Raw genomic sequence first — 22,717 nt, 5'->3', positions numbered from 1 at the left:
TACACGGCAAACGGGCTGTCCTCGCCAGGCGACGTCTGAGAACCCGCGGCGGTGCCGGTTGCGAGGGCGGGCTAAGCGCCTTCGGCGCTTCAAGACAAAGACCAGAAGCAGGTTCGAAAACAGGCACTCGGGCCGCGCGGCACATCTCCAGCGCAGCTCGAGCAATCCGCAGCAACCCCACCGGTGCAGCACGGACGACAAAGGAGTCGCACCGCCATGACCAACACGCCCGCTCCTGAGCTGAGCCCGCCGGCCGCGTCCGGCCGGGCGGCCAGGGGAGCCACCACGACCGTCCTGGTCCTGCTGACGGTCCTGACCGGCATGCTCAGCCCGATGCAGTCCGCGGTCAACGGCGCGCTCGGCGAGACCGTCGGCGACGGCAACAGCGCCGCGGTGATCTCGTTCGGCAGCGGCCTGGTGCTGATGCTGGTGATCGTGTTCGCACGTCCCAGCACGCGCCTGCAGGCGCTGAGCATCCCGAGCCTGATCCGCAGCCGGCGCATCGGCTGGTGGAACTACCTGGCCGGTTTGTGCGGCGGCGCGGTGGTGCTCTCCGAGGGCGTTTCGGTGGGGGTGCTGGGGGTCGCGGTCTTCCAGATCACGCTGATCGCGGGCCTGGTGATCTCCGGCGTGATCTGCGACCGGATCGGGGTGACCGCCACGGTCAAGCAGCCGATCTCGGTCACCCGCGGTCTCGGCGCGGTGCTGGCCGTCGCGGCCACCGCGGTCACCATCTCGCCGAGCTTCCACGTACCGCACGCGATCGCGCTGGCCGTCCTGCCCTTCGCGGCGGGCCTGCTCGCTGGTTGGCAGCCGGCCGGAAATGCCGCCGTGGCACGGGAATCCGGATCGATGCTGGTCTCGATCACGTTCAACTTCCTGGTCGGGTTCGTCGTGCTGCTGGCCGGTCTGCTGGTCCGGCTGGGGCTGGGCACCGCCCAGTTCTCGCTGCCGCCGACGTGGTGGATGTACACCGGTGGGGCGCTGGGCCTGCTGTCGATCGGGTTCATGGCGCTGCTGGTGCGCGGCCTCGGGCTGCTGCTGCTCGGGCTGGGGTCGGTGGCCGGTCAGCTGGTCGGTTCGCTGCTGCTGGACCTGGTGGTGCCCTCGGTCGGGCAGCCGATCCACCTCGCCACCGTGATCGGCACCGTGCTCGCGCTGGTCGCCGCCGGGATCGGGATGATCCCCTCCCGCACCGCGGGCGAACCGGGAACCGCGCGATGACCGGCGGGACCGCGCAGACCGTCACCGGTCCGGTCGCCGCGGGCGAGCTGGGGCTGGTCCTGCCCCACGAGCACCTGTTCAACGACCTCTCCGGGGTGCGCGACGAACCCAGCTACCGGTTCAGCGAGTTCCTCGTGGACCGGGCGGTGGACGCCGGTGCGGCGTGGGCGCTCCGGCACGATCCGTACTGCTGCGCGGACAACCTGGCCCCGAAGCCGGTGGCGGACGTGATGGACGAGATCGCCGCGTTCCAAGCGGTCGGCGGCCGGACCATCGTCGACGCCACGTCCAGCGCCGCGATCGGCCGCGACCCCGACAAGCTGGTCGAGGTGGCGCAGCGCACCGGGCTGAACATCGTCATGGGCTGCGGCGCCTACCTGGAGAAGTTCGAGGGGGAGCGCATCTCGGCGCAGGCCGTCGAGGTGCAGGCCGCGAGCATCGGCGACGAGCTGACCAGCGGCGTCGGCGCGCACCGGGCCAGGCCGGGGATCATCGGCGAGATCGGGGTGTCGCCGGACTTCACCCCGGCCGAGCAGGCCTCGCTGCGCGCCGCGGCGCTCGCCCAGCTCGACCACCCCGAGGTCCCGCTCATGATCCACCTGCCCGGCTGGCAGCGCCGCGGCGACGAGGTGCTGGACGTCGTGCTGGACGAGATAGGGGTGGCTCCGGCGCGCGTCGTGCTGTCGCACATGGACCCGTCGGCGGAGGACGGTGAGTACCAGCTCGGGCTCGCCGATCGGGGGGTGTGGCTGGAGTTCGACATGATCGGCATGGACATCACCTTCCCGAAGGAGGGTGCGTCACCGGCGACCTCGACGACCGCGAGCGGCGTGGCCCGGCTGGTCGACGCCGGCCACGGCGAGCAGGTGCTGCTGAGCCACGACGTCTTCCTGAAGCAGATGTGGACGCGCCACGGCGGCAACGGATTCGCCTACGTACCAACGATCTTCGCCGAAGAGCTGCGCGCGCTCGGCGTGAGCGACGAGTGGATCGAAACCCTCACCCGCACCAACCCGGCCGCCATGCTCTGCGGTCGGTAGTACCGCTCAGAAGGTTCGCCGACGCAACTGCTGGGCGTTTCCGTGCAAGTATAGTTGCGTTGAGCGGTGAGGGAGGTTGCAGTGGATGCGCCGACGACGTACGAGGAGTTGTGTTCTGCCATCCAGGAGCGCATCGGCGGGCTCGCGGCCGGTCAGCAGCGGATCGCCGAGCTGCTGCTGACCGATCCGGAGGGGACGGCCTTCCGCACCATCGGCGAGTCGGCGAAGCTCGCCAACGTCCACGAGTCCTCGCTGGTCCGGTTCGCGACCGCGTTCGGTCTCAAGGGCTACCCCGCGCTGGCCGCTCTCTGCCGGGAACACCTCGCCCGGGAAGCGCGGCTGATAACCCGGTTCCGGCGCGCCGGGCAGCACTCCGAAACGGGCGAGTTCCTGTCCACCGTCGTCGAGCACGAACAGCAGAACCTGACGCGCACCTTCACCCGGATCACCGCCGAGCAGTGGGACCGCTGCGTTCAGCTGCTCGCCGAGACCGACCGGGTGCACGTGATGGGTCTGCGCAAATGCCTCCCCGTCGCGCAGCTCACCAGCTACCTGCTGCGGCTGGTGCGCCCCGGGGTGCACCAGATCGCGCCGGTCACCGGTGCGCTGGTCGACGAACTCCGCGACCTCCGGCAGGGCGAGGTGTTCATCGCCATCTCGATCCACCGGTACACCGCGGAAACGGTCCGCGCCTTCGAGGAGGCCAAGAAGCGCGGGCTGCACACCATCGCGCTCACCGACACCGCGGCGTCCCCGCTCGCGCGAATCGCCGACGTGACCTTCCAGGTCGATTGCGAAGGGGTGACGCTGCTGCGTTCGGTCGGTTCCTTCATCGCGCTCGTCCAGGCCCTCGCCACGAGCGTGGCGCTGCGCAACGGCACCCGCAGTCGGGACGAGCTGCTCAGCGACGAGCAGCTGCTGTCCGACTTCTCCGTCTACACCGGCTGAGGATCAGGCGTCCGCCGCCACCAAGGCGTCGGCCGAGATCGTCAGCGGCGCTGCACCGCGCGGCTGCAGTGTGACCTCGCGAGCGGTCAGGTCGACCACTGACGTGCACAGCGTCAGCAACGGATCTCCGTCCACCGCAGAACGGAAAACCCCGTCCGGCACGGGTTTCCCGGCGAGGAGTCAGAGGAACCAGTCCGTGTCCGGTCCGCCCGCGGGGGCCTCCAGCGAATCGAGAACCCGCGCTCGGGCGAGGCTCTCCTCGCGCTGTCCCAGGTTGCGCGCGCCCTGTGTGCCACCCGAACCGGACTGCGCCGCCTCCTTGCGCGACTCGACGTGCCGCAAGTGGTTGGTGTGCCACGACAGCGACCCGGGATCGGTCTCCACCGCTGCGTGCCGACCGGCCGCGGTCTCGACGCTGACCACGCGCCCAGTGCCGAGTTCACCGATGTTGTAGGCGAACCCACCGGCGCTGGGGTGATCGGTGAGGTAACGCACCGCGGCTTCGAGGTTCGGCTGCCGCTGCAGCCCGCGCGCGACGAAATGACGCCCCGCGGCGGTCGCCGGTGCGGCGACCTGGATGTGGTTGATGCCCCACACGAGTCCGTGGCCGGTCACGACGAACGTGTTGCACGGCAGGAAACCCGGGTACCACTGCACCGCGACCGGAGCCTCCCCGTCGATCGCGAGGGTTACCAGCATGAAGCGCCCGGCGAGTTCGGGGGCGCCGTCCTCGTTGTGCGCGACGAACGAACGCTTCCCCCGGAAGGCGAGGTCCGAACACCCGACACCGTCGTCGCCGCCGAGGTCCCCGCGCAGGTTCGCCAGCAGCAGCTCCTCCGGATCGACACCGGCGCCTTCGGCCAGCGCCACCGCTTCCCGGAGCTCCTGGGCGTGGGACGTGCGCGTCGCCTTCAACACCTCGGCGACCGCCCGCCGCCCGGCGGTGGATGCGGCGTACTCCCGCAGGCCCGCCGCTTCCGGCAGCGAGCCCAACACCGACCGGACCTCGTCGGCCGCTGCCCGCCCCAACGCCCTCAGGGCGGATTCGCGGTCACCTCGGACCACGAGCCAGCGCAGTCCTCCCAGCTCCGACTCGACAACCGTCGCACCCATCGATTCGTCCGCCTCACCTCGCGCGCCGGCGCGGCGCAGCTGCTGAAGGGAATCGCTGCAGCGATCCCGGCGAACATCTTGACGCGAGTAGATTTGCGCAGTCAACATCTCATGCAACTCAATTTGCGTCTCGCTACCGGCGCGCAACCGAACGGAGGCACGATGGCCAGCTCCCCGCCGGGCACATCAGGGCTCAAGAGCGGTCTCGGGAACCGCCAGATGACGATGATCGCGATCGGCGGGGTGATCGGCGCCGGACTCTTCGTCGGCAGCGGCAAGGCCATCAGCACGGCCGGGCCCGGCGTCCTGCTCGCCTACATCGGCGTCGGCGCGCTCGTCGTGCTGATCATGCGCATGCTCGCCGAAATGGCCGTCGCCCACCCCGAAACCGGCTCCTTCTCCAGCTACGCCAACCGCGAGCTCGGCCCCTGGGCAGGACTTTCCGTCGGATGGCTCTACGCCTACCAGTGGTGCGTGACCATCGGCTTCGAGGCCGTGGCCGGCGCGGCGATCGTGAACCGGCTGCTGCCCGCGATCCCCTCGTGGCTCGCGGCTCTGGTCTTCATGGCGGCGCTGATCGCCATCAACCTGGTGCAGGTCAGTTCGTTCGGCGAGTTCGAGTTCTGGTTCGCCCTGATCAAGGTGACCGCGATCGTGGCCTTCATCGCCCTCGGCGCGGCCGCCCTGCTCGGACTCGTCCCCGGGTTCGACTCCCCGGGTCTGGCGAACCTGACGGCGCACGGCGGGTTCCTCCCCGAGGGCGGGACGGCCGTGCTGCTCGCGGCGCTCGCCGTGTTCTTCTCGTTCTTCGGCACCGAAGTCGTCACGGTCGCCGCGGGCGAGGCGGTCGACCCGGTGCACGCGGTGCGACGCGGTATGAACAGCGTCGTGTGGCGGATCCTGGTGTTCTACATCGGATCGATCTTCGTCGTGCTGGCGCTGCTGCCGTGGAACAGCGCGCAGGTCTCCGAGAGCCCGTACGTCGCTGTGCTGCAACGCCTCGGCATCCCGGGCGCCCCGGTGATCATGGATGTCATCGTGCTCAGCGCGGTGCTGTCCTGCCTGAACTCGGGCATCTACTCGTCGTCGCGGATGCTCTACGCGCTGGCCGAGCGCGGCGAGGCCCCCGCCCTGTTCACGAAGGTGACCCGCACGGGCGTCCCTGCGTGGTCGGTCCTCGCGGCCTCCAGCATCGGGCTGGTGACCGTCGTCGCCAACTACTTCCTGCCTACCGAGGCGGTGTTCAACTTCCTCCTCGACTCGTCCGGGGCCATCGCCGTCGTGGTGTACCTGTGCATCGCGGTCACCCAGTTCCGCGGCCGCAGGCGGCTGGAACGCCAGAACCCCGGCGCGCTGACCATCAAGATGTGGGCGTTCCCGCACCTGACGATCGCCGTCGTGATCGGCCTGCTCGCGGTGATCGCCGGAATGGCGTTCAACGCCGACAGCAGGCACTCGCTCCTGCTGACTCTCGCGGTCACCGCGGTGGCCGTCGCGGCGGGCGTGGTGCACCAGAACCGAACCCGGGCCAGGACGACCGAACGATCCACTTCGACCAGTGAGGAAAAGCTGTGATCAAGCATTCCGCCACGTTGGCGGTGAACGAGAAGATCAGCGCACTACGTGCGGCCGGAAAACCGGTGCTGCACCTCGGTTTCGGCGAAGCCGGACTGCCGGTGCTGCCGGAGATCGGCGCCGAGCTGGCTTCGGCGGCCGGGCAGAACGCCTACGGCCCGGTGGTCGGCTCGGCCTCGGCGCGTGCTTCGGTGGCCGGTTACTTCACCCGGCGCGACCTGCCCACCGATCCGGAGCAGGCCATCCTGGCGCCCGGCAGCAAAGCCCTGCTCTACGCCGCACTCGCCGCCCTGCCCGGTGATCTCGTGCTGCCCACGCCGTCGTGGGTCACCTACGCCGCGCAGGCAGCGCTGGTCGGCAAGCGGGTGATCGGTGTCCCGGTGCCGGGAGAGGCCGGCGGGGTGCCGGACCCGGCACTGCTCGAACCCGCCCTGGCCGCTGCCCGGCGCGAAGGGGCCGACCCCAAGCTGCTCGTGCTCACCCTGCCCGACAACCCGACCGGTACCGCAGCCGGAGCCGACCTGGTCAAGGCGGTGTGCGAGATCGCCGACCGGCACGGCCTCGTCATCATCTCCGATGAGATCTACCGCGACCTCACCTACGTCCCGGAAGCGCACCTGAGCCCCGCATCGCTGCTGCCGGAGCGGACGATCGTCACCGGTGGGCTCAGCAAGAGCACGGCGCTGGGCGGTTGGCGCGTCGGCTTCGCCCGCATGCCGGCGGGCGAACTCGGCAGGAGCACGACCGAACGGATCGTCGGGATCGCCAGCGAGATCTGGTCCAGCCTGGCAATGCCGATGCAGGCCGCTGCCGAGTTCGTGCTCTCCGAACCCACCTCGGTGACCGACCACGTCGCAGCGTGCCGCAGGCTGCACGCGGCCGTTTCGAGCGCAGTGCACTCTGCTTTCGTCGAAGCTGGTGCCGAGTGCCGCACTCCGTCGGCGGCGTTCTACGTCTACCCCGACTTCGAGCAGCTGCGCCCCGAGCTGACCTCGGCCGGTATCCGCACCGGCGCGGAACTGGCCGACGCGCTGCTGGACAACCACGGAGTGGGTGTGCTCGCCGGTGAGCACTTCGGCGACACCCCGAGCGCGTACCGGTTCCGCGTGGCCAGCAGCCTGCTCTACGGGGAGACCGAAGACCAGCGCTGGCAAGCGCTGCGCAGCGAGAACCCCGTCGAACTGCCGTGGATCGCGGATGCACTCGACCGGTTGCGGACCGCTCTGCGCTCCCTGGTCTGAGGTCATGCGGCGACCGGGCCGCACCGAGCGGCCCGGTCGCTCCGTGACTGACGCGCCACAGCGGAAACGGATTCGCCTACGTGCCAACGACCTTCGCGGAGGAACTGCGCGCGCTCGGCGTCAGCGACGAGTGGATCGAAACCCTCACCCGCACCAACCCGGCCGCCATGCTCTGCGGCCAGCCGCCGCTCGTAGGCCCGTTGACCTGCGCTGAAAGCGGGTCAACGGGCCTCTTCGCTGAGCTGGGCCGTGTCGACTACGCACGCAGCTCGGTGTGCGCGAGCATCGAAAGACCGCTGGGTGACAGGCTGTCCTCGCGTTGCCACAGGGCGCTGTCGATGGCATCCCGGTGGCGCACGTGCTTGGTCGGGCCGAAGCCGTGCTCGGCGAGACAGGTCGTCAGGGCGTCGGGGGTGGGGCGGGACAACCACGGCTCACCGCTGTCGGACACCGCCTGTGCCACTACCGAAGCATGAGTCCTGGTGGCCTGATCGCTGAGGTGCTCGGGGAGCACGTAGTCGAGGACGAGTTCGGTGCCGGGCGCCAGTCCGCCGAGGACGTCGAGCGTGCGGTCGACGGTCTCCCACGTGAGGTACATCGTGACGCCGAGCCAGCTGATCAGCGCTGGCCGGGTCGGGTCGAAGCCCGCGGCCACCAGCTGGTCCAGCAGCTGGTCGGTCTCGAAGTCGACCGGCACCCACCGCAGCATCTCCGGGACGTCCACTCCGCTGTCCGCCAGCAGTTTCCGCTTCCACTGCTGCGTCGCCGGGTGGTCCACTTCGAACACCGCCAGCGGCGCGGTGGGATTCCGGTAGGCGAAGGTGTCCAGACCGGCGCCCAGGATGACGTACTGGGGCAGGCCGCGATCGACGAGCGCCGCCAGCCGGTCCTCGAGGTACCGGCTGCGGACCACGACGTTGGCCCGCGCGTGGGAGAGCAGTGGGAGATCGCCGTGCAGCCGGTGGTAACCGATCAGCTCCTCGGCCCGCTCGCCGAGCAACTTCTCGGCGAGCGAGTCGGTGAAGATCGCGGGGCTGTCGTCGACGACGAGATGAGCGGCGCGTGCTGTCGCGACCACGAGGGCAGTTTCGCTAGGACGATGTTCTCGCACAGGGCGAAGCTAACAACGATTTCCCGAATCATATCAGGTGAAGAAAAATTCCGGAACTCGAATAGCATTGCAAATCAATATCAATGTGTACGAACAGTTCGAGTTCCGTTGCTGCGCTTCGCATTTCGTTGGGCGCATCGGGGTCGTGAGTGCGAAAACCGGTTGGAGGCGGTTCTCGCGCTCACGACCCCGGCGCGTTGTGATCAGTCCACGGACAGCACGAGCTTGCCGCGCGTGTGCCCTCCGCTGTTGAGCCGCCAGGCCTCCGCCGCTTCTTCGAGCGGGAGGACCCTGTCGACGTGCACGGCCAGTTCACCGCGGTCGGCCAGGTCGGCGAGATCCGCGAGGTCGGCCGAATCGGGGCGGACCCACACGTAGTGGCCGCCCTTCGCCGCGGCCTCCGCGTTGGCGATGGACGCGAGTCGTTCCGGCTTCGCGAGGAGGCTCAGCGACACGTCCACCGCGTCCCCGCCGAAGAAGTCCAGCGCCGCGTCGATGCCGTCGGGAGCCAGTTCCGCGACCCGGTCAGCGAGCCCGGCGCCGTAGGTCACGGGCTCCCCGCCGAGCTGCCGCACGTAGTCGTGGTTGCGCCCGCTCGCGGTGCCGATCACGCGGGCGCCGCGCGCCACTGCGATCTGGACGCCGAGCGAACCGACGCCACCCGCCGCGGCGTGGACCAGGACGGTGTCACCGGAGCCGACCCCGACCCGCTTGATCGCCTGGTACGCCGTCAACCCGGCGAGCGGGACGCCCGCGGCCTGCTCCCAGGACAGTGCGGCGGGCTTGCGGGCGAGCATGCGCACGTGCGCGGAGACCAGTTCCGCGTAGCCGCCGAACTGGGCGGTGTCCTTGCGGATGTAGCCGAAGACCTCGTCGCCGGGCGCGTATTCCTCGACGTCGAAACCCACCCGCTCGACCACGCCTGCCACGTCCCACCCCGGGATCAGCGGGAAGTGGGTCTCCATGACGGCGTCGAGGTTGCCTGCGGCGAGCTTCCAGTCCACCGGGTTGACGCCGGCGGCCTTCACCCGGATCAGCACCTCGCCGGGCGCCACCTTCGGGTCCGGGAGCTCGGTCAGCCGGAGCGCGTCGGGTCCGCCGTACTCGTCGAGGACGATCGCCTTCATCGGTGCTTCCTTCGTCGGTTGAAGTATTTGCACACGACAGTACTTGTCGTGCGAGCTATAGTGCAATCGCTCATTAAGTGCGCTTGGAGATACGGCTTGGGGGCAGTCCGAAGCCGATTCTCCTCGCGGTGCCGGGATGCGCAGGCCGACGCGAACGGCCCGCCGACCTGCGCGAACGCAGGGCGACGGGCCGTGGTGGTGGGTCAGGCGGTGATCAGGCCGATCGCCGACGAAATGCCCACGCCTGCGGCGATGGCCAGCACCACCCAGGCGAACGCCTTGCGGACCGTGCTCGCCGGGAGCCGGTTCGACAACCGCGCCGCGCCGATCGAGACCAGCATCGCCGTGCCCGCGAAGAGCACCAGGACACCGAAGTCCAGGTGGGCCAGCGTGCCGGCGTGGGCAGCCAGCCCGGTGATCGAGTTGAGCGCGATCACCACCATCGAGTTCGCGACGGCTTGCGGTGCGGTCAGCCCGAGCAGCATCGCCAGCGCGGGCACGACCACGAATCCGCCGCCGACGCCGAACAGCCCGGTCAGCGTGCCGACCCCGGCCCCGGCGGCCGCCGAGCGCGGCAGGCAGCGCTGGTGGTCGATGCTGCCGTCCGGGTTGCGGCACACGCCGTCGTGCGCGTCGTTGCCCCGGAACATGCGCAGCGCGACGACGACCATCAGCGCGGCGAAGGCCAGCATCAGCCCGTCCTGCGGCAGCGACCGGCCCAGCGCAGTCCCGGCGAACGTGCCGGGAATCCCGGCGATGCCGAAGATGATCGCCACCGGCCACTGCACCAGGTCCAGCCGGCTGCGGGAGCTCAACCCGCCGATCGCCGACGCCGCCACCACGACCAGCGCGGTCGGGACCGCGGCGCTCATCGGCAGGCCCACGCCGTACACCAGCGCGGGGACCGCCAGGATGGAGCCGCCGGCGCCGAGCAGTCCGGTGCTGAGACCGATCACGACGCCGAAAACGATGGCCAGCACCATGATGTCAGCGCTGCGCGGACGAGGTCAGCGCCTCGAGCAGCGCCGGCCCGTCCTGCTCCGGGGTCCGGTTGTACGGCAGCATCGAGAGCACCCGGGCCATGGCGCAGGTGTTGCTCAGCGCGGAGTAGGTGAGCCCCGCGCCGATCGCACCGGCCAGCCACTTCATCTTCGGGGCGACGAGGCTGCCCAGGATTCCGGTGAGCACCAGCGATCCCGCGGTCAGCCGGACCTGCCGCTCCATCGCCCACTTCCCAGCGCCGCGCTTGACGGGAGCGCCCGTCCGCTCCCAGGCTTCGATGCCGCCGTCGAGGACGACGAGCTGGTCGATCCCGGCGGTGGCCAGCAGCCCCCGGGCCTCTTCGGCGCGGGCGCCGGACCGGCACACCAGCACCACCGGGTCCGAGTGGTCGACGGTCAGGCCGGACTTCGCGCGCAGCAGGTCGAGCGGGACGCTGCGGGAGCCGGGGATGTGCGCGGCGGCGAACTCGCCGGGGGTGCGCACGTCGATCAGCCTGGTCCCGGGGGTGGTGGCCACCAGCTTCCGCGCGGCTGCGACGTCGATCGAGGATGGGGCGGTCATGCTTCTCCTTGTTCGGTGAGGGCGGTCGTCATGCACCGGCGGTGAGGGCAACGCCGGAGGACTGGGCGGCGCCGAACGCGTCGTCGACGGCGACGACGGTGCTCCCGGCGGATTCGAGCAGCGAGGCTGCCGCGGCGGCCCGGTAGCCGCTGCCGCAGTGCACCCACACGGAACCGGCCGGGACCTCGTCGATCCGGTCGGCCAGCTCGTAGAGCGGGATGTGCACGGCGCCGTCGACGTGCGAGGCGCGCCACTCGTTGTTCGTCCGGACGTCGAGCACGACGTCGGCGTTCGGACGTGCACCGGGCTCGCCGTCGAGGGCGGCGGCCAGGTCGGTGAAGGTGGCGGTCATGGTGCTGACCAGCTGGGACTCGTCGGCGGCCAGTTCCGCGGGCTGCCCGGTCGCCGCGGCGGCGGGGCGGTCGATGCCGATGCGGACGAGCTCGCGCTGGGCGTCGGCGATCTGCTCGCTCGACTCGCCGACCAGCGTGATCGGCGAACCCCACTCGATCATCCAGCCCAGCCAGGTCGCCATCGGGCCGTCCAGGCCGAGGCTGATCGTGCCGGCCAGGTGGGAGTCGACGTAGGCCTTGCGGGACCGCAGGTCCACCACCCACTCGCCGCGGCCCAGGCGCTCGGCGAGCTCGGCGGGCGTCGCTTCGGCCGGTGCGCGCAGGTCGACGGGCTCCGGGCCGGTGATGTTGCGGATGCCCATGTGCGCGTAGTAGGCGGGGTAGGCGTCGAGGCCGGACAGCGTGGTCTCGACGAAGTCGTGCTCGGCCAACGACAGCGCGGGGTTCACCGACCGCTGCTCGCCGATCGTCGACGAGTCGCCGCTGGCCTGCGTCGCCGAGCAGAAGCTGCCGAACCCGTGCGTCGGCCAGATCCGCGCCCCGGCGGGCAGCAGGTCGGCCAGCTTGCGCGCCGACTGGTACTGGTGCCGGGCCAGCACCTCGCTGTGCTCGGTGCCGAGCAGGTCGGTGCGCCCGGTCGTGCCGTAGAGCAGGGAACCGCCGGTGAACACGCCGATCGGCTCGCCGGCGTCCTCCAGCGCGTAGGACAGGTGGTGGAAGGTGTGCCCGGGGGTGGCCACGACGCGCACCCGGAGGCGGTCGGTGACCTCCAGCAGGTCGCCGTCCCGCAGCGGGAGGTGCTCGAACGGCGCGTCGTCCGCGGCGGCGATGCCGTACTCGGCGCCGGTCAGGCGGGCCAGTTCCAGGCCGCCGGAGACGTAGTCGTTGTGCACGTGGGTTTCGAGGACCAGCGCGATCTGCACGCCCAGGCGCCCGGCCGCGGCGACGATGCGGTCGATGTCGCGCTGGGGGTCGACCACCACGGCGCGTCGACCGTCGGTGGCCAGGTAGCTGCGGTCACCCAGTGAGGAGGTCTCCAGGACCTCGACGCGGAGGCCGTCGGTCAGGGGGCGTTCCGTCACGTCGATTCACCTCTCATACCCCGGGGGGTATAGATGGGACACAAGTGTCCGTCGGTCAGGTCGGGCGGGGGTTGGCTCTATCTTGGTCTTTGTTTTGAAACGCCGGAGGCGTTTAGCTCACCCTCGGCGCTTGCACCGCCGCGGGTTCTCAGACGGCGTCTGAGGTTCCGCTACCCGCACCGCTACGCAAGACGAGTCAATATGTAATTTTTTCAGGCGAGGGCGAGGAAGAGGCGCTCGAGCTCCTGCTCGGTCATCGGGGGTTCCTCGCCGTCTTCCCTGGCCTGCTGGCAGTAGCGCATGCCGCTGGCCACGATCTTGAAGCCCGCGCGGTCCAGGGCTCGGGAGACGGCCGCCAGCTGGGTGAGCACTGCGGCGCAGTCGTCGCCCTCTTCGATCGATTCGATCACGCTGGCCAGCTGGCCCTTCGCGCGCTTCAGCCGGGTCAGCGCATCTCCTAGCAGTTCTGGCTGCATCTGCATGTCTCTCGCCTCCTGATGAGAAGGTACCCCGGGGGGTATCCGAATGGCTCGTCCCTGTGGCTCAACGCACGTCCGCTGCTCGGCGCGCGGCCTCGGGGCGCCCTGCCCGACTCCGGGCATTGTGCTGATCCGCTTCGGCGAGGGATTCGCCAGGGTCCTGATCCCGCTGAGCGGGACAGCGCGCTCGCAACCCCGGCGATCACTCCACTGTGGGGGCCAGGCGGAAGCGCGGAGGTGCTTGGATGGGTTTGGCGGGCAAGGTCGCGCTGGTCACTGGCGCGGGACAAGGCGTGGGGCAGGGCATCGCGCTGGCGCTGGCCGGCGAGGGGGTGTCCGTGGCGGTGGCCGGGCGCACCGAAGCGAAGCTGAGCGCCACCTGCGCGCTGATCCGCGAGCGCGGCGGCCGGGCCGAGCCGTTCCCGATCGACGTCGCCGACACCGCTGCCATCTCGCCGCTGGTGGAGCAGGTCGTGGAGACGCTGGGCGGGGTCGACGTCCTGGTCAACAACGCCTACAGCGGCAGCTTCGGCCCGCTGCTGACGACGAGCGACGAGGACTTCCAGCGGGGGTTCCGGACGGCGCCGTTCGCCGCGTTCGCGTTCATGAAGGCCTGCCACCCGCACCTGAAGGCGCGCGGCGGTTCGATCATCAACCTGGTGACCTCCGCGATGGTGCGGTGGGACACCTCGACCTACGGCGCCTACGCCGCGGCGAAGCAAGCGCTGCGCTCGCTCACCAGGACTGCCGCGTCGGAGTGGGGACGTGACGGGATCCGGGTCAACGCGATCGCGCCCCATGCGCTGTCACCCGGGCTCAAGGCCTGGACCGAGCACAACCCGGAGGAGGCCGCCGAGTTCGTCGAATCCATCCCGCTCGGCCGCATCGGCGAGTGCGAAGCCGACATCGGACGTGCGGTCGTGGCGCTGCTCGGTCCGGACCTGCGCTACCTGACCGGTGCCACCGTGCCGCTGGACGGCGGCCAGGCCTTCTTCGGCTGACTTCCCGGTGAGCGGGACCGGACGGTGTGCGGGACCGCCGAACCGCCCTACCGTCGCGGCGTTCCGCACGTCTCCTGCAACCGCGAGGGCCGATGAGCGAACGACTGGGCACGATCGCCGATCTGCTGCTCGACCGGGTCGGTGACCACCGGCCCGGACTGCGCAGCCGGGAGCGGACCTGGACCTGGGACGAGGTGGTCCGGGACAGCGCGGCCCGCGCGGACCGGCTCCGCCGGTTGCGCGACGAGAGTCGTCCGTGCCACGTGGGAGTGCTCCTGGACAACGTTCCGGAGTTCGTCCTCTGGCTGGGTGCGGCCGCGCTCAGCGGGGCGACGGTGGTGGGCATCAACCCCACTCGTCGCGGTGCTGACCTCGAGGCGGAGGTGCGCCACACCGATCTCCAGCTGGTGGTGACCGATGCGGCGGGGCTGGAGATCCTGGAGCCCCTCGACATCGGGGTGGCGCGGGACCGGTTCCTGCTCGTGGACTCGCCCGAGCATGCCGAGCAGCTGACACCTGTCGAGCCGGTTCGCGATCCGTCGGTCAGCGCCGAAACGCGCATGCTGCTGCTGTTCACCTCCGGCGCCACCGGGGCTTCGAAAGCCGCGATCTGCTCCCAGGGGCGGCTCGTCGGGCTGGCCCGCCAGAACACCGAGAAGTACCGGATCGGTCGGGACGACGTCTGCTACTGCTGCATGCCGCTGTTCCACGGCAATGCCCTGATGGCGCTGTGGGCGCCCGCGCTGCTCGCGGGGGCGTGCGTGGCGCTCGCACCGAAGTTCACCGCGTCGGGATTCCTGGCGGACGTGCGCCACTACGGCGCGACGTACTTCACCTACGTCGGCAAGGCGCTCGGCTACCTCCTCGCCCAGCCGGAACGACCGGATGACGCGGACAACACGCTGACGCACGGGTTCGGTACCGAGGCTTCGCCGGAGGACCAGGCGGAGTTCAAGCGGCGCTTCGGGGCGAAGCTGTACGAGGGCTACGGGTCGAGCGAGGGCGCGGGGATGATCAACCAGGCGCCGGACGGTCCGCCGTCGGCGCTGGGCGTCCCGGCGCACGCGGGCATCCTCGTGGTCGACCCGGCGACGCGCGCGACGTGCCCGCCCGCGGAGCTGGACGAGCACGGCCGGGTGCGCAATGCCGAGGAGGCCATCGGCGAGATCGTCAACACCGAAGGCGCCGCGAAGTTCGAGGGGTACTACAAGAACCCGGCGGCCAACGCCGAACGCGTCCGCCACGGCTGGTACTGGACCGGCGACCTCGGCTACACCGATGCCGCGGGATACCTCTACTTCGCGGGCCGGTCGGGCGACTGGATCCGCGTGGACGGCGAGAACACCTCCGCGCTGCTGGTCGAACGGGTCCTGCGGCGGCATCCCGACATCGTCGCGGCCGGTGTCTTCGCGGTGCCGGACCCGCGTTCCGGCGACCAGGTGATGGCGGCCGTCGAAACCCGCGTCGGGTTCGAGGAGCTGCGGCTGGCGGAGTTCCTCGCCGAGCAGGAAGACCTCGGCAGCAAAGGGATTCCGCGTTTCGTCCGGGTGTCGCAGCGGCTGCCCACGACGGGTTCGAACAAGCTCCGCAAGAAGGAGATGCAGGCCGACGGGTGGCGCACGCCCGACGAGGTGCACTGGTGGCCCGGCCGGGGCGCACCGGAGTACCTGCGGATGACCGACCAGGACAAGCAGGACCTGCGCGAGCAGTTCGCCGCGAACGGCCGCCTGCGCTTCCTCCCCTAGAGCACAGGAACGAGGACATCCCCGATGGATCTGCGCGAGACGCCGGAGCAGCGCCGGCTCAGGCAGGAGCTGCGCGACTACTTCGCCGGTCTGCTCCCGGCGGACGAACTCCGGGCGGTGGGGGAGGAGGGCGTCGGCGGATCCCGGTTCCGGGAGGTCGTCAAGGCGCTGGGCCGGGACGGCTGGCTCGGCATCGGCTGGCCGCGCGAGTACGGCGGCCAGGGGCGGTCGGTCGAGGAGCAGTACGTCTTCTTCGACGAGGTCCAGCGCGCCGGGCTGCCGTTCCCGTTCGTCACGGTGAACACCGTCGGCCCCACCTTGATGGAGCACGGCACGGAAGCGCAGAAGCAGGCCTACCTGCCCGGAATCCTCAACGGCGACATCGTCTTCGCCATCGGCTACACCGAACCCGACGCGGGCACCGACCTCGCTTCGCTGCGGACCAGGGCTGTGCGCGACGGCGACGAGTTGGTGGTGAACGGGCAGAAGATCTTCACTTCCGGAGCGAACACCGCGGACTACGTCTGGCTTGCTGCCCGCACCGACCCCGAAGCGCCCAAGCACAGGGGAATTTCCATCCTGGTGGTGCCCACCGATGCCGAGGGATTCTCGTGGAGCCCCATCCACGCCGTCGGCGGCATGGTGGTCACCGCCACCTACTACCACGACGTCCGGGTGCCGGCGGACCACGTCGTCGGCGAGGTCGACGGCGGGTGGCGGCTGATCACCGCCCAGCTCAACCACGAGCGGATCGGCCTGGCCGCGCTCGGCGGGCGGATGATCCGGCTCTGGGAGCAGGTGCTGCGCTGGGCCAAGGACACCGGGGTGATCGACAAGCCCTGGGTGCAGCAGGAGATGGCCCGCGCCCACGCCGAGCTCGAAGCGATGCGGCTGATGAACTGGAAGATGACCACGGCGGTCGCCGAAGGTGCGCTGACCGGCGCGACGGCCGGTGCGGTGAAGGTGTACGGGACCGAGACGCACATCGCCGTGCAGCGCACCCTGACCCAGGTGCTCGGCGCGGCCGGGCGGATCCGCCCCGGATCGCCTGCGTCTGTCCTAGGTGGACAGATCGAGCAGTTGTCCAGGCAGGGCATCGTGAACACCTTCGGCGGTGGTGTGAACGAGGTGCTGCGCGACATGGTCGCCACCCAGGGGCTCGGCCTGCCGCGAGGCAGATGAGCTGCGAAGAGGGGTCACCCTCGTTTCTCCGCGTGACCTGACCAGCAAGGAGAGCACCGAGTGGACTTCCACCTCAGCGAGGAGCTGGTCGCGGTCCGGGACCTGGCCCGCGACATCTTCACCGACCAGGCGACCACCGACCGGATCCGGGAGGTGGAGGCGTCGGAGACGCGCGTCGACGAGAACCTGTGGGCCGAGCTGGCCAAGGCCGGACTGGTGGGTGCCGCCCTGCCGGAGGAGCACGGCGGGGCGGGGCTCGGACTCGACGGACTGTGCGTCCTCCTGGCCGAGCAAGGTCGTTTCGTCGCGCCTGTTCCACTGTGGACCGCGGTGGTGGCCGCCATGGCGATCGCCACCCACGGCGACGACGAGCAGCGCGGCCGGTACCTGCGGGCGACTGCCAGCGGGTCGGCACGGATCGCCCTGGCGTTGGAGGAGTTCGCGCCCGCCGAACCGAACGCGCCCACCTGCACCGCGACCGCCGAAGGCGACGTCTGGCGGCTCTCGGGGACCAAGGCGGTAGTGCCGTCCCCGCAGGGGGCCGATGCGGTGCTGGTGTCCGCGACGACCGATCGCGGTCCCGGGCTCTTCCTGGTGGAGCACGAGATCCATCGGGAGCAGGCCGAGACCACGACCCGGGACCTGAGCGCGCACCTCCACCTCGACGGGGCCACCGGCCGTGCGGTCGGAGTCCCGGGCGATGACGCGCTGCACCAGACCCTGCGCCGCGCCACGGTCGCTCTCTCGGCGATCCAAACCGGCGTTGCCCGAGGCGCTTTGGCGCTGGCGGCCGGATACCTCGCCGAACGCCACCAGTTCGGCCGACCGCTGGCCACCTTCCAGGCGGTCCAGCACCAGCTGGCCGACTGCTACATCGACGTCGAAGCCGCGGAGGTGGTGCTGTGGCAGGCGCTCACCTCGCTCGCCGACGGGGCCGCCGACGCCGATCGCGCGGTGCTGGTGGCCAAGTGGTGGGCCGACCAGGCCGGGCTCGACGTCGTGCACCGCACCCAGCACGTGCACGGCGGAATCGGTGTCGACGTCGACTACCCGGCGCACCGCTACTTCCTGTGGGGCAAGCAGATCTCCAGCACGTTCGGCGGCGCGGCAGCCGCCCTCGCCGACCTGGGCGCGCTCCTGGCCGCCGAGGAGGTGGCCTCGTGACCGGCCAGGACTTCGCGGGCGAGTGGCGGGGTGTCGACCTGGGAACCCGCACCGTCGACTACACCGAGCGGGACGCGATCCTCTACGCGCTGGCGGTGGGTGCCGCGGCGGCGGACCTCGACCTGGTCTTCGAGGAACGCCTGCGGGTCCTGCCGACCTTCGCGCTGACCCTGGCCCAGTGGGCACCGGACGCGTTGGGCGAGCGCGGCGCGTTCGACGTCCGGACCGCGGTGCACGGTGCTCAGCGGCTCGAAGTGCTGGGCCCGTTGCCGAGATCCGGGTCCCTGACGATGAAGGCCTCGGTGGCGGAGGTGTGGGACAAGGGCTCGGCGGCGCTCTTCGAGGTCGCGGTGGAGAGCGACTGCTTCGCGGCCACCTGGGTGCTGTTCGCCCCCGGCCGCGGCGGGTTCGGCGGGGAACGCGGGCCGGCCGGACCGGAACCGCCGCGCACCGCACCCGAGCACCGCCTGGCGGTGGCCACCTCGCCGAACCAGGCGGCGCTGTACCGGCTGCTGGGCGATCACCACCACATGCACATCGATCCGGCGGCGGCCGAAGCGGCCGGTCAGCCGAAGCCGTTCCTGCACGGCCTGTGCAGCCTGGCCGCCACGACGCTGGCGGTGGCGCAGCGGTACGACGCGCACCCGGCCGACCTGCGCCGGTTGACCGGGCGCTTCGCCGGACCGGTCTTCCCCGGCGACGAGTTCTCGGTCGGCTGCTGGGGCTCCGACGCGAGCGCGGTCGCCTTCGCCGCGGAGGTGGGGGAGCGCACCGTCCTGACCGGCGGTGAAGTCGGCTTCGGCTGACCACCGGCAGGGCAGAAAGCCCTTGGCCGGGTTCTGCCGCGTTGCCGCAGTCTGAGGCGGTGGGAACGTTCGCTGTACCGCGTCGGGCGGGGTATGCGCCGCTGCGGGATTACGCGGCGCTGGGAGATGGTCGGACCGTCGCCCTCCTCGCCAGGGACGGTTCGGTGGACTGGCTGACGATCCCGGACCTGGACTCGCCGACGGTTTTCGGCGCCGTGCTCGACGCGGGTCGGGGAGGTTGCTTCGCGCTGGAACCGGACGTGCCGTACCAGGTGAACCGCCGGTACCTCCCGAACACGAACGTCGCGGAGACCACGTTCACCACGGCCGAGGGCGCGGTCCGGGTGACCGATGCACTGACCCTGCCGGGAACGGCGTTGACACCGAGCCGGGAACTGGTCCGCAAGGTCGAAGGGCTGTCGGGGGCAGTGCCCGTGCGCTGGCAGGTGCGGCCCCGTTTCGACTACGGCACCGCGGCCACGCGCATCAGCCGGCGAGCAGGGGTGCCGATGGCGTCGGCAGGTGCGGACGCGGTCGCCGTGTGCACGTGGGGCGCGGGCGAACCGGTTTGCACCGGTGATGCGATCGAAGGTGGATTCGAGATCCGGCTGGGGGCGCAGGCGGACTTCGCGCTGAGCTTCGCGCACGAGGAACCGCTGGTGCTGCCCGCGCGCTCGGAGTGCACGGCGCGGCTGGAGGAGACGGGCCGTCGTTGGCAGGACTGGCTGCGGGACCGCTCCGGCGCCGGACCGTGGCAGGAATTTGTGGCGCGCAGCGCGCTGGCCCTGAAGCTGCTGGTGTTCGCCCCGTCGGGCGCGGTGGCCGCCGCTGCGACCTCGTCGCTGCCGGAGGAGATCGGCGGCGGGCGGAACTGGGACTACCGGTTCTCCTGGCTGCGGGATTCCGTCTTCACCCTGGACGCCTTCCTCGCGCTCGGGTGCCCCGGCGAAGCGCAGGCCTACTTCTGGTGGCTGATGCACGCCACCCAGCTGACCGAACCGCGCCTGCGCCCGCTGTACCGCCTCGACGGCGGCGCTCGCGCACCCGAGCGGGAGCTCGAGCTGGAGGGGTACCGCAGGTCAGCGCCAGTACGGGTGGGCAACGCCGCAGTCGAGCAGCTGCAGCTGGACACCTACGGCGAACTGCTGCAAACGGCCTGGGCGTACGCGATGGCCGGCGGCCGGCTCGATGCCGACATCGCTCGACGGTTGGCGCGGGTGGCGGATCTCGTCTGCGCGATCTGGCGGGAACCGGACGCGGGGATCTGGGAAGTCCGCAGCGCGCCCCGGCATTTCACCCAGTCGAAGATGATGTGCTGGATCGCCCTCGACCGCGCGCTGCGCTTGGTCGAACGAGGGGTGCTTTCCCGTCGGCACGCACGCGCGTGGCGGCGCGAGCAGGACGCGATCGAGGACTTCATCGAAACGCGGTGTGCGAGCGAGGACCAGGAGAGCTACGTGCGCAGCGCCGGGGCCGAGGAGGTGGACGCCAGCGTCCTGCTCGGCCTGCTGCGCGGTTATGCGGGTCCGCAGCACCCTCGGATGCACGGCACGATCGAGACCGTTCGCCGCGACCTGGCTCGCGGGCCGTTCGTGCAGCGCTACGCGGGCGAAGACGGTCTGCGGGGGACCGAGGGAGCGTTCGTGGCCTGCTCGTTCTGGTTGGCCGAGGCGCTCGCCCGCTGCGGTCACGTCGACGAGGCCGCGGAGTTGATGGACCAGCTGGTCGGACTGGCCAACGACGTGAGCCTCTACAGCGAGGAGATCGACCCCGCCACCGGGGATTTCCTGGGGAACATGCCGCAAGGCCTGACGCACCTGGCGTTGATCAGCGCGGCCTGCGCGATCACCGAGCAGGCGAGGACGTCGTGACGATCTGGGGAGCGCTCGCCGGCGGATTCATCGGCACCCTGGTGCTGACCACGGCGCTGCGCGCGGCGAACGAGCTCAAGCTGACCCGCATCGACCTCCCGTTCCTGCTCGGCACCGTCCTCGCGGTCAACCGCTCGCGCGCGAAAGCTCTCGGCTACCTGGCGCACTTCCTCTTCGGGGAGCTGTTCGCGCTGGGCTACTTCGGGCTGTTCGTCGCCCTGGGGACCAGCAGCTGGTGGTTGGGGGCGCTGTTCGGGCTGGTCCACGGCTTGTTCGCCGGAACCGCGCTGGTGAACCTCCTGCTGCCGGTGGTGCACCCGCGGATGGGGACCGACCTCACCAGCGCTCCCCGCGCGGCACTGCTCGAACCGCCGGGATTCCTGCTGCTCAACTACGGAGTGGCGACACCGGCGGTCACGCTGCTGGGACACGTCGTCTACGGCGCCCTCGTCGGCGGATTCCTCTCCAGCGCTCCTTGAGCAGCAGCTTCTCCTCGGGGCTGCGCGGCCGAAAGCCAGCCGTGTTCGGGAATCCTGCATCATGGTCGCATGCACGTGAATGCCGCAGAGGGCCTCCGCGAGGTCCGTGCTTTGTTGGCGACTTTCAAGACGCCGTCCTGCATCCAGCGTGCCGGCGAGCTGGACGGGGTCGCCGACAAGGTCGCCTCCTGCGCTGCGGAGCTGCTCGACGCCGAGGGGGATCAGCTCCAGGAGCGCCTCGCGTCCGCGGCCAGTGCGATCCGCGCGGCGGAGAAGGCGGCGGACACCTACCAGCGGACCCCGCTGACCCGAGCGATGTCCCAGGCGCGATTCGCCTTGAAGACGGGTGCGGCGATGGGCTCGATCCAGCTCGCCCTGGAGGAACTTGACCCCGCGGAGAAGGCCGTCCGCGACAAATTGCGCGACCGGTAGTCCGCTTCGCGCTCCTGTTCGGCGGGATCAGCGCTTGATCGCCCGGCCGCATCAACCTAACGTTTGCTTGGCGGGTAGTCGAGCGCCGGAGGTGCGCATGGCGGTTGAGCTGGACATGGCAGGACGGGTCGCGCTGGTCACCGGGGGGACCAAGGGCATCGGCCGGGCCATCGCCGCCGCCTTCGCGGCGGCCGGCGCTCAGGTGGTCACCTGCGCCCGGTCCGAAGTGGACGAACCGGCGCCGGGCACGACGCACCTGCGCTGCGACGTGCGGGACGCGGAGTCGGTGCAGGCCATGATGGATCGCCTGCTCGAACAGCACGGCCGCATCGACGTGGCGGTGAACAACGCCGGGGGATCGCCGTACGTCATGGCCGCCGACGCCTCACCGCGCTTCCACAGCAAGATCGTGGACCTCAACTTCACCGGACCGCTGCTCGTCGCCCAGGCCGCCAACGCCGCGATGCAGGAGCAGGACACCGGCGGCGCGATCGTGAACATCTCGTCCATCAGCGCCCTCCGCCCCTCGCCCGGCACGGCGACGTACGGCGCGGCGAAGGCCGGACTGGACTCGCTGACCCGCTCGCTGGCGGTGGAGTGGGCGCCGAAGGTGCGGATGAACTCGATCAACGTCGGCCTGTGCCGGACCGAGCTGACCGGTGACCACTACGGCGGCGACGACGGCGTGGCGGCGATCGAGCGCACCATCCCGCTGGGCCGCATGGCGAGGCCGGAGGAGATCGCCAACGTCGCCCTCTTCCTGGCCTCCGACCTGGCCTCCTACGTCAGCGGAGCGGCGATCGAATGCCACGGAGGAGGAGAACCCCCGGCCTTCCTCTTCGCGACTTGAGGCGTTTCCAGGCTCGTTTTGCTTGACGGTGCGAGCAGCGCTTCGCAGTCGCGGTCCGGACAGGGCGTAGTGGCCCGCTGGCGTCGTCACCCCGCCGGGCCCGGTGGGGAACCGACCCCGCGCGCCGCCACTCGTTCCAAGCAGCCCCAGTCGGCGTACGGATCATCGCCCGGCCCCGTGCCGCGCCGGGTCGAGTGGATCCGCAGTTTCAATTGAAACTGCGGTTTCAACGGAACTTCAGGTGCCCGACACGCCGACACCTGTGGACAAGTCCGGCCCCCTATGGAGAACTTCCGCAATTTCAATGGAAATTGGATGTCCAATTTCCATT

Annotated in this window: 22 protein-coding genes; 14 read left to right on the top strand and 8 right to left on the bottom strand. The window is 70.5% G+C overall.

The window, feature by feature from the left end:
* Positions 1–216: 216 nt before the first annotated feature.
* The 3 genes from ABTZ89_RS15285 to ABTZ89_RS15275 all read left to right on the top strand — a co-directional run bounded on the left by ABTZ89_RS15285 (position 217) and on the right by ABTZ89_RS15275 (position 3,212).
* Positions 217–1,224, top strand: a complete 1,008-nt coding sequence (locus ABTZ89_RS15285; RefSeq protein WP_351044776.1) for a DMT family transporter — start codon at positions 217–219, stop codon at positions 1,222–1,224.
* Positions 1,221–2,264, top strand: coding sequence for a phosphotriesterase family protein (locus ABTZ89_RS15280; RefSeq protein WP_351044774.1), 1,044 nt, complete (start codon positions 1,221–1,223; stop codon positions 2,262–2,264). The genes ABTZ89_RS15285 and ABTZ89_RS15280 overlap by 4 nt, the downstream gene beginning before the upstream one ends.
* Before the next feature lie 81 nt (positions 2,265–2,345).
* On the top strand, positions 2,346–3,212 hold the full coding sequence (locus ABTZ89_RS15275; protein WP_351044771.1) for a MurR/RpiR family transcriptional regulator: 867 nt from the start codon (positions 2,346–2,348) through the stop codon (positions 3,210–3,212).
* A gap of 3 nt (positions 3,213–3,215) precedes the next feature.
* Here the strand turns inward: ABTZ89_RS15275 and ABTZ89_RS15270 are convergent, their stop codons facing one another.
* Entirely contained in the window at positions 3,216–3,347 is a 132-nt protein-coding gene (locus ABTZ89_RS15270) for a hypothetical protein (protein ID WP_351044769.1), read from the bottom strand.
* 45 nt (positions 3,348–3,392) lie between these two features.
* Positions 3,393–4,325 carry a C45 family autoproteolytic acyltransferase/hydrolase gene (locus ABTZ89_RS15265; RefSeq protein ID WP_351044766.1) on the bottom strand — a complete coding sequence of 311 codons (933 nt, stop codon included), beginning with the start codon at positions 4,323–4,325 and terminating at the stop codon, positions 3,393–3,395.
* Positions 4,326–4,487: 162 nt separating this feature from the next.
* On the opposite strand from ABTZ89_RS15265, the gene ABTZ89_RS15260 reads away from it, so the two are divergent.
* Together ABTZ89_RS15260 and ABTZ89_RS15255 are read left to right on the top strand one after the other, a co-directional pair.
* Positions 4,488–5,900 carry an amino acid permease gene (locus tag ABTZ89_RS15260; protein WP_270954399.1) on the top strand — a complete coding sequence of 471 codons (1,413 nt, stop codon included), beginning with the start codon at positions 4,488–4,490 and terminating at the stop codon, positions 5,898–5,900.
* The gene (locus ABTZ89_RS15255; RefSeq protein ID WP_351044761.1) at positions 5,897–7,141 is read left to right on the top strand and encodes a pyridoxal phosphate-dependent aminotransferase; all 1,245 of its coding nucleotides are present in this window, start codon (positions 5,897–5,899) and stop codon (positions 7,139–7,141) included. Before ABTZ89_RS15260 ends, ABTZ89_RS15255 begins: the two co-directional genes overlap by 4 nt.
* 256 nt (positions 7,142–7,397) lie before the next feature.
* On the opposite strand, the gene ABTZ89_RS15250 is transcribed toward ABTZ89_RS15255, so the two are convergent.
* The 6 genes from ABTZ89_RS15250 to ABTZ89_RS15225 all read right to left on the bottom strand — a co-directional run bounded on the left by ABTZ89_RS15250 (position 7,398) and on the right by ABTZ89_RS15225 (position 12,859).
* A complete protein-coding gene (locus ABTZ89_RS15250; RefSeq protein ID WP_351044758.1) occupies positions 7,398–8,219 on the bottom strand; it encodes a class I SAM-dependent methyltransferase in 822 nt (273 codons plus the stop codon).
* Between the two features lie 236 nt (positions 8,220–8,455).
* On the bottom strand, positions 8,456–9,379 hold the full coding sequence (locus ABTZ89_RS15245; protein WP_351044755.1) for an NADP-dependent oxidoreductase: 924 nt from the start codon (positions 9,377–9,379) through the stop codon (positions 8,456–8,458).
* Positions 9,380–9,582: 203 nt separating this feature from the next.
* The gene (locus tag ABTZ89_RS15240) at positions 9,583–10,362 is read right to left on the bottom strand and encodes a sulfite exporter TauE/SafE family protein (RefSeq protein ID WP_351044752.1); all 780 of its coding nucleotides are present in this window, start codon (positions 10,360–10,362) and stop codon (positions 9,583–9,585) included.
* Between the two features lie 4 nt (positions 10,363–10,366).
* A complete protein-coding gene (locus tag ABTZ89_RS15235) occupies positions 10,367–10,942 on the bottom strand; it encodes a rhodanese-like domain-containing protein (protein ID WP_351044750.1) in 576 nt (191 codons plus the stop codon).
* A 28-nt stretch (positions 10,943–10,970) separates the two neighbouring features.
* Positions 10,971–12,377, bottom strand: coding sequence for an MBL fold metallo-hydrolase (locus tag ABTZ89_RS15230; RefSeq protein WP_351044747.1), 1,407 nt, complete (start codon positions 12,375–12,377; stop codon positions 10,971–10,973).
* 212 nt (positions 12,378–12,589) lie between these two features.
* The gene (locus ABTZ89_RS15225; RefSeq protein WP_270953077.1) at positions 12,590–12,859 is read right to left on the bottom strand and encodes a metal-sensitive transcriptional regulator; all 270 of its coding nucleotides are present in this window, start codon (positions 12,857–12,859) and stop codon (positions 12,590–12,592) included.
* Positions 12,860–13,101: 242 nt separating this feature from the next.
* Here ABTZ89_RS15225 and ABTZ89_RS15220 point away from each other — a divergent pair, with 242 nt between their 5' ends.
* The 9 genes from ABTZ89_RS15220 to ABTZ89_RS15180 all read left to right on the top strand — a co-directional run bounded on the left by ABTZ89_RS15220 (position 13,102) and on the right by ABTZ89_RS15180 (position 22,386).
* Positions 13,102–13,857 carry an SDR family NAD(P)-dependent oxidoreductase gene (locus ABTZ89_RS15220; protein WP_351044743.1) on the top strand — a complete coding sequence of 252 codons (756 nt, stop codon included), beginning with the start codon at positions 13,102–13,104 and terminating at the stop codon, positions 13,855–13,857.
* A gap of 92 nt (positions 13,858–13,949) precedes the next feature.
* Positions 13,950–15,602, top strand: coding sequence for a steroid-22-oyl-CoA synthetase (casI, locus tag ABTZ89_RS15215; protein WP_351044740.1), 1,653 nt, complete (start codon positions 13,950–13,952; stop codon positions 15,600–15,602).
* Between the two features lie 24 nt (positions 15,603–15,626).
* Positions 15,627–16,784 carry an acyl-CoA dehydrogenase family protein gene (locus ABTZ89_RS15210; RefSeq protein WP_351044737.1) on the top strand — a complete coding sequence of 386 codons (1,158 nt, stop codon included), beginning with the start codon at positions 15,627–15,629 and terminating at the stop codon, positions 16,782–16,784.
* A 60-nt stretch (positions 16,785–16,844) separates the two neighbouring features.
* Positions 16,845–17,948, top strand: a complete 1,104-nt coding sequence (locus ABTZ89_RS15205; RefSeq protein ID WP_351044734.1) for an acyl-CoA dehydrogenase family protein — start codon at positions 16,845–16,847, stop codon at positions 17,946–17,948.
* The gene (locus tag ABTZ89_RS15200; protein WP_351044731.1) at positions 17,945–18,754 is read left to right on the top strand and encodes a MaoC/PaaZ C-terminal domain-containing protein; all 810 of its coding nucleotides are present in this window, start codon (positions 17,945–17,947) and stop codon (positions 18,752–18,754) included. The genes ABTZ89_RS15205 and ABTZ89_RS15200 overlap by 4 nt, the downstream gene beginning before the upstream one ends.
* Before the next feature lie 59 nt (positions 18,755–18,813).
* Positions 18,814–20,625, top strand: a complete 1,812-nt coding sequence (locus ABTZ89_RS15195) for a glycoside hydrolase family 15 protein (RefSeq protein ID WP_351044728.1) — start codon at positions 18,814–18,816, stop codon at positions 20,623–20,625.
* Entirely contained in the window at positions 20,622–21,104 is a 483-nt protein-coding gene (locus ABTZ89_RS15190; RefSeq protein ID WP_270953071.1) for a hypothetical protein, read from the top strand. The genes ABTZ89_RS15195 and ABTZ89_RS15190 overlap by 4 nt, the downstream gene beginning before the upstream one ends.
* A 69-nt stretch (positions 21,105–21,173) precedes the next feature.
* Entirely contained in the window at positions 21,174–21,536 is a 363-nt protein-coding gene (locus ABTZ89_RS15185; RefSeq protein ID WP_351044726.1) for a hypothetical protein, read from the top strand.
* 97 nt (positions 21,537–21,633) lie between these two features.
* Positions 21,634–22,386, top strand: a complete 753-nt coding sequence (locus tag ABTZ89_RS15180) for an SDR family oxidoreductase (RefSeq protein ID WP_351044723.1) — start codon at positions 21,634–21,636, stop codon at positions 22,384–22,386.
* Positions 22,387–22,717: the final 331 nt, after the last annotated feature.

Source organism: Saccharopolyspora sp. NPDC002686, assembly GCF_040295745.1.
Classification (GTDB): domain Bacteria; phylum Actinomycetota; class Actinomycetes; order Mycobacteriales; family Pseudonocardiaceae; genus Saccharopolyspora; species Saccharopolyspora oryzae.
This window is presented reverse-complemented; position numbering and strand designations above follow the sequence as displayed.